Annotated in this window: 7 protein-coding genes and 2 pseudogenes; 2 read left to right on the top strand and 7 right to left on the bottom strand. The window is 58.6% G+C overall.

The window, feature by feature from the left end; genetic code table 11:
* Positions 1 to 2: 2 nt before the first annotated feature.
* Positions 3 to 338: a hypothetical protein gene (locus tag AC0L17_RS28405; RefSeq protein ID WP_473518200.1), complete on the bottom strand. Its 336-nt coding sequence runs from the start codon at positions 336 to 338 to the stop codon at positions 3 to 5.
* Positions 339 to 1,230: 892 nt separating this feature from the next.
* Between AC0L17_RS28405 and AC0L17_RS28410 the strand changes: the two genes are divergently transcribed.
* A complete protein-coding gene (locus tag AC0L17_RS28410; RefSeq protein ID WP_473518201.1) occupies positions 1,231 to 1,365 on the top strand; it encodes a hypothetical protein in 135 nt (44 codons plus the stop codon).
* Positions 1,366 to 1,799: 434 nt separating this feature from the next.
* Here the strand turns inward: AC0L17_RS28410 and AC0L17_RS28415 are convergent, their stop codons facing one another.
* From AC0L17_RS28415 to AC0L17_RS28435, 5 genes are all read right to left on the bottom strand, one after another.
* Positions 1,800 to 3,839, bottom strand: coding sequence for a carbamoyltransferase family protein (locus tag AC0L17_RS28415; protein WP_473518202.1), 2,040 nt, complete (start codon positions 3,837 to 3,839; stop codon positions 1,800 to 1,802).
* Between the two features lie 292 nt (positions 3,840 to 4,131).
* Positions 4,132 to 4,920, bottom strand: a complete 789-nt coding sequence (locus AC0L17_RS28420; protein WP_473518203.1) for an ABC transporter permease — start codon at positions 4,918 to 4,920, stop codon at positions 4,132 to 4,134.
* 3 nt (positions 4,921 to 4,923) lie between these two features.
* Positions 4,924 to 5,946: a nodulation factor ABC transporter ATP-binding protein NodI gene (gene nodI / locus AC0L17_RS28425; protein ID WP_473518204.1), complete on the bottom strand. Its 1,023-nt coding sequence runs from the start codon at positions 5,944 to 5,946 to the stop codon at positions 4,924 to 4,926.
* A gap of 49 nt (positions 5,947 to 5,995) precedes the next feature.
* The gene (nodC, locus tag AC0L17_RS28430; protein WP_473480702.1) at positions 5,996 to 7,270 is read right to left on the bottom strand and encodes a chitooligosaccharide synthase NodC; all 1,275 of its coding nucleotides are present in this window, start codon (positions 7,268 to 7,270) and stop codon (positions 5,996 to 5,998) included.
* Between the two features lie 127 nt (positions 7,271 to 7,397).
* Positions 7,398 to 7,991, bottom strand: a complete 594-nt coding sequence (locus AC0L17_RS28435) for a NodA family N-acyltransferase (protein WP_473480706.1) — start codon at positions 7,989 to 7,991, stop codon at positions 7,398 to 7,400.
* A 222-nt stretch (positions 7,992 to 8,213) separates the two neighbouring features.
* Between AC0L17_RS28435 and AC0L17_RS28440 the strand changes: the two are divergent.
* A pseudogene (locus tag AC0L17_RS28440) lies at positions 8,214 to 8,338 on the top strand (transposase); the annotation flags it as partial.
* A 580-nt stretch (positions 8,339 to 8,918) separates the two neighbouring features.
* Here the strand turns inward: AC0L17_RS28440 and AC0L17_RS28445 are convergent.
* A pseudogene (locus AC0L17_RS28445) lies at positions 8,919 to 9,377 on the bottom strand (hypothetical protein); the annotation flags it as partial.

Genomic DNA, 9,377 nt, shown 5'->3' on the forward strand with positions numbered 1-9,377 from the left:
GCCTAGCTTTTCATTGCAGGGTCAGTCCCCCGATAGGGTTTTCGGAAGATCTCGGAGAGTCCGATATGATCGGCTACTTGCAACTGGTTCTCCCGGCACAACCTCCACCGTCCTTGGAGCGCATGGGAAACCTCGACTTGTTGATCCTTGGGGTAGGCGCCTACGCCAGTTGGGGCTTGTGGCGAAAGAGCCGACGCGATGCAGCTTGCGCGATCACCGACGTACCTGGTCGAAAAGGGGATCGGCTCGCTTAATGTTCGGCGCAGACCAGAATGCACACACCAGAAAAATGCTCCTCGGAGCCAACCGCATACATCGACAATCTCCCTAGCCTGCATCCTTGAATTCTTCCTATGCAATGTCCTGTCCGATAGTCAAAATCGAATGTTTCGATGACAAGCATCCACGTTGCGGATAGATGAGACAATGGCCCTTGATGTGAAGCTCCTCGTCGGCTCCACGCACTGCTGACCGAGCGCAACGGCACGGTGGCGGCAAGCCGCATCAGCTAATTCAGCCGGCCATGAGCGCGGCCGTCGCCCAACTGCTTTCAACGATGACCTGTTTACGATGAGCGGTCGCGAATGTTTTAACCCCGCGTGCGGAACCGTCGACGTCTCAGAGTTGAGCGACGACGTCGCGCAGCATCTCGACGCTGCCGGTGTCGTAGACGCCTCTGAGTATCTGCTCACGAAGCGCTTCGTAGATCTGGCGCGCCCCCATGCCATGCGGGCGGATTGAGCACCGGGGGCTGGAGACTGGACCATTTCTTTTCCTGCCAACTGAACCAGTTTGCAGCTACTCTTCCTGAAAGCCAAGAGCACGTCCGAAGTGGATGCCCGAGCCCGCCCACCGATCCAAGACTGGCCCGGTCTGCGAACAGCCAATCGGCTTCGCTACCCGCGCGATCCTGCTACGATCCGGCTGGTGTTTCCAGTGCCGTTCAGCCATCCGTCATCCTGAACTCGACCTACGGCTTCGAAAGCGTTGCGGCGAAGGGGCCGCCGCCTTGGCGGCGCAATCCTCGGCGGCGCGGAAACCCTCCACACGGGCTTACCTACATCACCGGCGCCGCGCTCTCGCTAGTTCGGCCTTACCTGGTTCTGCGCGGGCTGAAGACTCTTGCGCTTCGCGAAGGGCACAGACCATGACGCTTGCGATCGCGCAGGTGCTCGAGGGGCGCTCCCCTTCCTCGACTCCCATCCCGATCAGGCGATTGCCCGAGAGCAGATGTCGGGCATCGCCAACGCTAACCCCTGCGTGACCTTGCCAACAGATCCTCGGTTTCCTGAAGATGGCGTCGTCGAAATCTGCACCGGCGTGGTATTGCCGTTAATCAAGGATGCCAACAACAGGGCCGGATGATTGGAGGCCGAAGCATCAAGCCGCATTAAGACAAGATCGTCGCCCCACCGACGCATTTTGCCAAAAGCAGCTCAACGACGAACATGCCGGCTTGGCGCGCCGAAGGGCCGCCGCCATTCCCGCAAGCGGCCCGCCCGCTCGCCACCGGGGTCAACCCACGCCAATCTATCCACCAACGCTCGTCCCATCCGCTACGCGTAACACCAAGCTGATGTCGCAGGGGCGGTCACCGACCCGGTACGCCGTCGAGACACGACGAACTGGTGCTGTCTTGAGCCACCGGCAAGCAAATCCATTGCTGATCCGCGACTGCAATAAGCGTTAGCTGGAGCGAACATGCATGCTCGCGGCAGACGCAATCATCAGGACCCTTGCCTCGGTCAATTGGATTGGAGACCGTCATATGAAGGTGCAGACCGGTGTTTGGGCAGCTGTTATCGGTCGTCCCGACTTTGGCATGAGTTTTGGTGGACGCGAGCAGCTTGCGAGGGATGCATCCGAACGTGGCGCTGCTCCCACAATTGTCGCAGCTCTCCTGTGAGAGCCTCGCGCAGGCCCTGATCCGGCGTAATTGTGTCGAGGAGATCCGCGAGCACGGCTTCGCCTTCGATCCGCGTCAGCAGATCGAACAAGCCATGTGAAATACGCGCACAGTCACGGTGATCCGTTCGGATTTCGCAGACGGTCTCGTGGCGATCCTGCGCCGTGTATGCGCGGACTTTATGCAGGGATACATAAGGCGGCAATGAAACCGCGAGCGCAGTCCAATCCTGCAGCGTTGCGGCCCGTTTTTTGACGAGGTACGGCCCGACCACAAGTCCATCCAGCTCTGTTGTCAGGAACGTGGCAATCGAGTCAGCAACTGAATCTACGATCGGCTCTGCATTGTTGTTAAAGGACGTATTGAGCAGAATTGGGATGCCTGTCCGCTGCTTGAAGGCATTGATAACGTCCCAGTAGGCCGGACTGGCCTTGCGCGATACTGTTTGCAGCCGAGCCGTACCGTCGACATGCGTGATGGCGCCGAGCAAATCACGCTTGGAATCGCGCACACGAACTACGAAATTCATGAAGGGAAATTCGCACGCACCGCCCGGGAGGTCGAAAAATTCGCGCGCATCCTCCTCCAACACTGATGGGGCGAACGGGCGATATCCTTCCCGCTTCTTGACCATAGCGTTGATCCGGTCCTTGTTTGAAGCGGGCCTGGGGTCGGCAAGAATGCTGCGATTTCCGAGCGCTCGCGGCCCGAACTCCGAACGACCTTGCACCCAGCCGATCACGGCGCCACCGACCATCCACTCGGCTGCCCTATCCGCCACCTCCTCAGTGCGTTCAAACTCCAGGTGCCCCGCCCATGCCTTTAGTTCCTCTTCGACAGCGTGATCGCTCGCGAGTTCCGGCCCCCAATAGACCTCCTGCAATCGCGTACGCGGCGCTGGGCGGCCCAGCTCATTAGACGCGATTAGCGCGGCGCCTAATGCGCATCCAGCGTCATGCGATGCGGGCTGCACGAAGATGTCTTCGAAAAGTCCTGAATAGAGCAGCTTGCCGTTCATGGAGCAATTATGCGCAACTCCGCCGGCCAGGCACAACCGCGTCATCCCGGTGGCCTCACGATAATGGCGAAGAATGTGAAACACGATGCGTTCGAGCGCTTCCTGTAACGACGCACTCACATCCATGTGTTGCTGAGTGAATGGCATTCCCTTTTGCCGAACCTGAATGCTGCGGAGCAAAGTTGGACCGATCCGGTCCAGGTGGACGCGATACTCGCCGTTTGCAGAGAGTTCATAGAATTGCTCGAAAAGCTCGCGATAGGGAACGGGATCGCCGTAGGGGGCAAGCCCCATTACCTTATATTCATCGAATAAGCCGTAGCCGAGATACCGGATCGTCTCGAGATAAAATTGCCCGAGAGAATTGTTCTCTGGGAAAGTCGCAAGTTGCGTAATTTCAGTACCAGATCCAACCGCCACAAGGCCCGACAGGAAATCACCAGAGCCATCAATCGCGAAAATCAGACTTTGCTCGAAGCCCGACATTGCAAAAGCACTCACGGCGTGCGCCTGATGATGACTTACGAATGAGATACGCGAAGCGTCGAGCTCGGTACCGAACTCCTGCGCCAGCAGCTGCTGCATCAACAGTTTAGCATCCAACGGAATGGAGGCGTCCGGCTGGGAAACAAGCATGTTTTCAAGCATTGCGTTGCTATAGTCTTCGGTAGCGTAGAACGCCACTCGATCGATTTCGCTGAGCTGAACCCCAGCTGCTGAAAGACAGTATTGAGCCGCACTAATTGGGAGCTTGTTGGAATGTTTGATCCGATTGAGGCGCTCCTCTTCTACCGCCGCAATGACCTGTCCGTCCCGGACGAGCACCGCAGCGCCATCGTGCATGAATGTGTTTGGAATCTGAAATCTGTTTTCATAGACTTTGTCCAATCCGCCGTTCAATCCTAGACACAGCATCTCGCTCTCCATTTGTCGTACAGGAATACTAAATTGGCCTGTCTCGAGACCGTTCGATCAGAAAGACAGGCCGCGTTGTCGCTCGCGCCCGAACGCCAGCCAAACATCACCGGCCTCAAGGAAATTCTATGAGGTCCGCCGGGATCAACATAAGATCCTGTGCTCGAGACGCCGGGCGTTACATAGCGTTGTGGGATTGAATCGACGCCAGCCAAAACCCTTCGCGGCACACGCTGGCAATGTCGTTTTTATTTGCGCCCATAGCGCATGGTTTATCTCCTTCTCTTTCGCGTCAGCGCATCAGTCGGCGGCGCAACAGCGCCATCGAGAGGAAGAATGGCAACAGTGCGTACAGGCCGAGCACGCCGATGTGCAGGGCGATGCCGCCGATCGGGCGATCAAGCATAACCGGACGAATGAGGTCGATCGCATGTGACAGCGGCATGCATCGCGCTATCTTCTGAAAGGTGTCAGGCAGCTGATTCAATGGGAAAACGGCGCCCGACAGGAACAGCATGGGTGTAAGGATAAGCGTCTGGTAAAATACGAAGTAATCGTAGCTGGGCGAAAGTGCGGTGACGACCATCGCGAGGCTGGCAAATACGAACCCTGTCAGAGCAATGAATGGCAGCGCATAGAGGGCGGACGGCCAGGCTGTATAGCCCAAGGCTGCGGTGACAATGGTAATTGCCATACCGGCCAGGAAGGCCTTGGTGGCTGCCCACGCCAGTTCCCCCAGAACGATGTCGCCGAGGGTAACGTGCGTATACAGCATGGCTTCCCATGTGCGTTGAGAATGCATGCGAGCGAAAGCCGCGTACAGTGTTTCGAGGGTAGAGGCGGTCATCGCACCGACCCCGACCATGCCGGCCGCCAAAAAGGCGATGTACGGCGCACCGTCGACGCGGCCGACCATTATGCCGAGGCCGGTACCGAGGCCGAAAAGGTAGATCATTGGATCGGCGAGGTTACCGAGAATCGCCACGAATGCGACTTTCTTCCATGCCAGATAGTTGCGGCGCCACACCGCAACCCAGTTCCACGCATTGGCGGGCAGCACCGCCGCAAGACCTTCAATCATCGTTCACTCCTCCATCTCGCGCCCGGTCAGCCGCAAGAAAACATCCTCGAGATTGGCTGGACGCAGAAGAAGACGCAGACCTGCTCGCCCCTGCAGTTGCGTTCGCACCTGATCAGGGTCTGGCGCGTAGCAGTAGAGGGTTTCGCCGCTGACCTCGATGCGCTGAGAATGTGGCTTGACCAGCGAATGCAACTCGTGCGGATCGCCGCCGTAAATCTCCATGACCTGGCATCCGATATGCTCGTCGATCAGCGCCTGCGGGCGGCCTTCGGCGATGTGGCGACCCCTTTCGAGCACGCACAGCCGATCGCATAATCGCTCAGCCTCTTCCATGAAATGCGTCGTCAGGATAATCGTCTTGCCGCGTGCCAACAGCGCGCGCAGCCGCTCCCAGATCAGGTGGCGCGCGTGCGGATCGAGGCCGGTGGTCGGCTCGTCCATCACAATGAGCTGGGGGTCGTTGATCAACGCCCGCGCCATCGTCAGGCATCGCTTCATGCCGCCGGACAGTTCCGAGACGCGCGCATCCGCCTTGCGCTCGAGGCGAGCGAACTCGAGAAGCGACGGGATGACCGCTTCGCTCTCGCGTGTGCTCATGCCGAAGTAGCGGCCGAACACCAGCAGGTTCTCGCGTACGGTGAATTCCTGGTCAAGATTATCGAATTGCGGGACCACGCCAATGCCCCTACGTGCCAGCCGAGCGCGCGCCGGCACCGGGACGCCGAGCACCGTGATCGTGCCCGCGTCAGGGCATGTCATGCCGAGGAGCATACGCGCAATCGTGCTTTTGCCGGCCCCGTTTGGTCCGAGGAGGCCGAAACACTCTCCCGACGCAACGGTGAACGACAGGTCGTCGACAACGACCTTGTTCCCATACGACTTGGTTACGCAGGCAAAATCGATTGCCACGGTCGACAGAGAGTCATGCACGGAGCTTTTCGCGCTTGTTTGCCGGTGACACTCCCGTTCGATCGGAGGAGTCTCGGGCCGCCGCAAATCCTCTGGGCCCAACTTTCGCTTCAACACTTGATGTTTCTGGTCCTGGCTCAATACTCTTCCACCTGCGATCACGTGACTATTGCTGTTCGCTGTAAGCTGCGTCAGATCCCACCAAGGCGGGCTTTGGAATGGCGCCGTCGATGTCTGTCACAGTGGCGGCCGAGCTTCGCGACAACCAATCGCTATTGCTCAATGTACACAGCGCGTATGCTTTCAACGGGAGCAAGAGAAAGATGTTGATGAGTGTGTGGAGCGAGAATCCGAGAAATCGAAGTTGGCGCGCACGAAACGCTGCCACGCTGCAGCGAACTATAGTCATGACCGCAATAGTCAGGCATGCCGTCCAAGGGACAGTACCTGTCGTTATGAATTGCGCGAGCCCAGCCAGGAGCGACAAAGAGAGCAATAATGGGCCAAGATTCTGCCCAATCACGTCCAATGTGAGATAAATATTAAGGCCGCGCAGCAGTTGGAGCGCCAGCAACGTGTCACGGAACGTGCTCCGGGCCCAGCGAAGCTGTTGGCGCAGATAGGGACCCATGCTGCTGGGAACGACTGTTGCCGCGACGGCCTCCGGGACATACTCTGTTCGAAAGCCTGCTTTCAGCATCAGGATCGTAAGGTGGCGGTCCTCACCGAAGTCGCTCGGCTTCCCTCGAAAGCGCTGCGTCTCGTATTGATCCAGCAGCGAAACAAGCGCGGTTCGCCGGTACATGGCACACGGACCGCAGCAACACATGACGGCACCGAACCGAGCCTGCGCTGCCCGCTCTTCGTTGCAGGCGAGCCAGTATTCCATGTCAATCAACCGCGTCAGCCAAGTTTCATTGCGATTACTAGCCGCCAACTGGCCCATGGCGGCGCCGATCGCTTGATCTTGCATCTTTAGCGCAAGCCTTGTGACGACGTCCGGCGCGAGTATCGTGTCCGAATCTACATTGAGCACCAAATCTCCGCACGAGCGGCGAACCGCCGCAATCTGTGCCTTGCGCTTTCCGACATTCTTTGGGAGCGCAATGAATTCGAACCTCGGATCACCAGCGTATTCCTCGTGTACACCTACGAGGGCATCGCGGTTTCCAGAACCGTCATCAACAACATAGACCTGCAGTTTTCCGGCGTAGTCCTGACTTGCAATGGAAGCCAGGCAGTCCGAGAGGGTGCGAGGAGCCTCGTTGTAGCACGGGATAATGACATCGACGCTCGGCCAAGGCTCACAGCCGGCCGGTTCGCCCGAGGTCGGCGGTACGTTTGTAGGCAGGGTATAAAACACCTGCGCGGTCTTATAGACGGTCGACAGCAGCGCATAAGAGCAGACTGCAACAATACTGGCTGGGGCAAAGAGGTTCATGCGATGTCAGATTTCTCAGTGAATTTGAGGACGCGAGCGGACAATAAATCCGCGGTCAATGCTGTATTCAGATCGATCGATGCGATGAGGGGCGGGTCGCGCTGACTGATATCATTGCGGGTGTTCTTCATAGCTCTGGACCGTTCCGATCGATCAATGTGCCGGCCGGCCACTCGCTCATTGAGCGTCCAATTGGGAGCACCATGACGAGTACGTCGTCGTCGACTCGCGTGGGAGGCAGATCGGGGTACACGTCCGGGAGGGTTGAACGCACGCGAACGCCCGACAAAATGCTCGCCAAGCCTTTGCGGCAGAACCTACCAACATGGTTCCGGAGCGCGTGCCGAACCGTGCCGAAAGCGAATGGAACGCCAAGCTGCTGCAGCACTGGATACATCGCGCTGATCGAATGGGCGATTCCTAGCCCCTCAAGATCCGGACGGACCCCGTATAGACCGAGTTCAGCGACAAGCAGATCAGCGTCGTCAACCTTGATGTATCGGCGCAGCAGGCCCAAGTGAGCCGCTATCCCGTGCACATCATTGCCGATTGCGCGGACCTCCGGCCTCGCACCCGCCCAACTTCGACCGCCTTCGAATTGCTTTCCATTAAAGGCTCCGGTAGGCTCATAGGTCTTCCGGAAGAACTCAGAGAGTTCGAGGTGATCGGAAAGCCGCAACTCGTTTTCCCAGCACAACCTCCACTGCACGTCAGAGCGCATGCGAAGACTTCCTCTTTTTCGGGTTCTTTTGTGCACCTCACGCGGCAGAGCAACGCGGTGCATGTCATGTGGGGGGTCTATGAACGACCCGCCCAGATTGGTAAAATTGATTGTTTAGATCGCGAGCATCCACGCTATGGATGTTAAAACCATGCGTTTCGAAGGCCCATGATCTGAACCTTCCGGCCGTGCTCGATTGGCCCATAAAGCGACGGCACCGAGGCAGCTGTCGGTGACACAACCTGCTTCAAGAGCGGCCGCCAGCGGCGTGGCTGCGCCTCGTGCCGAAGCAGCGATCAAGTGGAGGATGGGCCCGACTGTTAGGCGTCAGCAAACGCGGCGACCGTTGACGCACGCTGATGATCCATAGGCGATCGCGCAGCTCTGGATCGCGCCGGCGGCAAACAGGTTCCGCGAAGCCTCAGGCTCGACAAGTTGCGGCAAAGGCGGCATCCCACTGGCGCTGCGGTCGCGCTCGGCAACAAGAATCGTCTGGTCGATGCTCGCTGCCTGGCAACCGGTACTGTCGGTAAAGCAGCCTGACGGACCTGGAGAGCGAGAAGGAGGGCGCACCTCGGCCTTGCAGCAAAATGGCAGAGATGGGGAAACGGTCACCCCGTCGCTTCCGAACCTGATGTGTGGACCGCAAAAGCTTCGGCCGACGTCTGGGGCCGTTGAGGTGGAAGCGGGCGAAAACCCGTCGAGGCTCGCCGCGCTGAACATCGAGCCGCATGAAGAAGCCGGATATACGTCAGCAGTTGTGACCATCAACTGGATCCAGCTAACTTGTTGCAATCGGGCGCTCTTATACGTCCACATATAGGGTCAGCTTGACACCACGAGCGCACGTGTCACCAAGTCAACTTCGACAATTCGTTTCATCAGGAAGCGGAAATCGGCTTTCGGAAGCGGGCCAGCAGGCAGTCTTCATTGATCGACGCGCCCCGGCACTCGATGCGTGTCATCTCGGTCAACGATTTGTTCAGCATGGCGCTTCAAGCAAAGTTGGCCTATTTCGGCGGCCTTCGGGAAGGCGATCGCCGGCTCGTCAAGCGAGCCCGGTCTTGCGGGGGTCTCTACAGTCGCACCGACTGTCTTGCCGCGCCGGAATACCCGACGGAAGAATGCATAGAAGCGGCTGTTCTTGCTGCGCGTGAACACCATCAGCATCGACGGTGTCACTACCAGCGTCAGCAAGGTGGCGAAGGACAGGCCGAGGACGATCGCCGACGACAGCGATATCCACCATTGCGTCGACGGCGCGTTGATCGTCGTCTCGTGATGGAAGATTTCGAGACCGAGGCCGAAGGCGATCGGCAGCACGCCGAGGATCGCCGACACCGCCGTCAGCACCACCGGGCGGGCACGTTCGCGGCAAGTCTGCAG

Source organism: Mesorhizobium sp. WSM4829, from assembly GCF_055811475.1.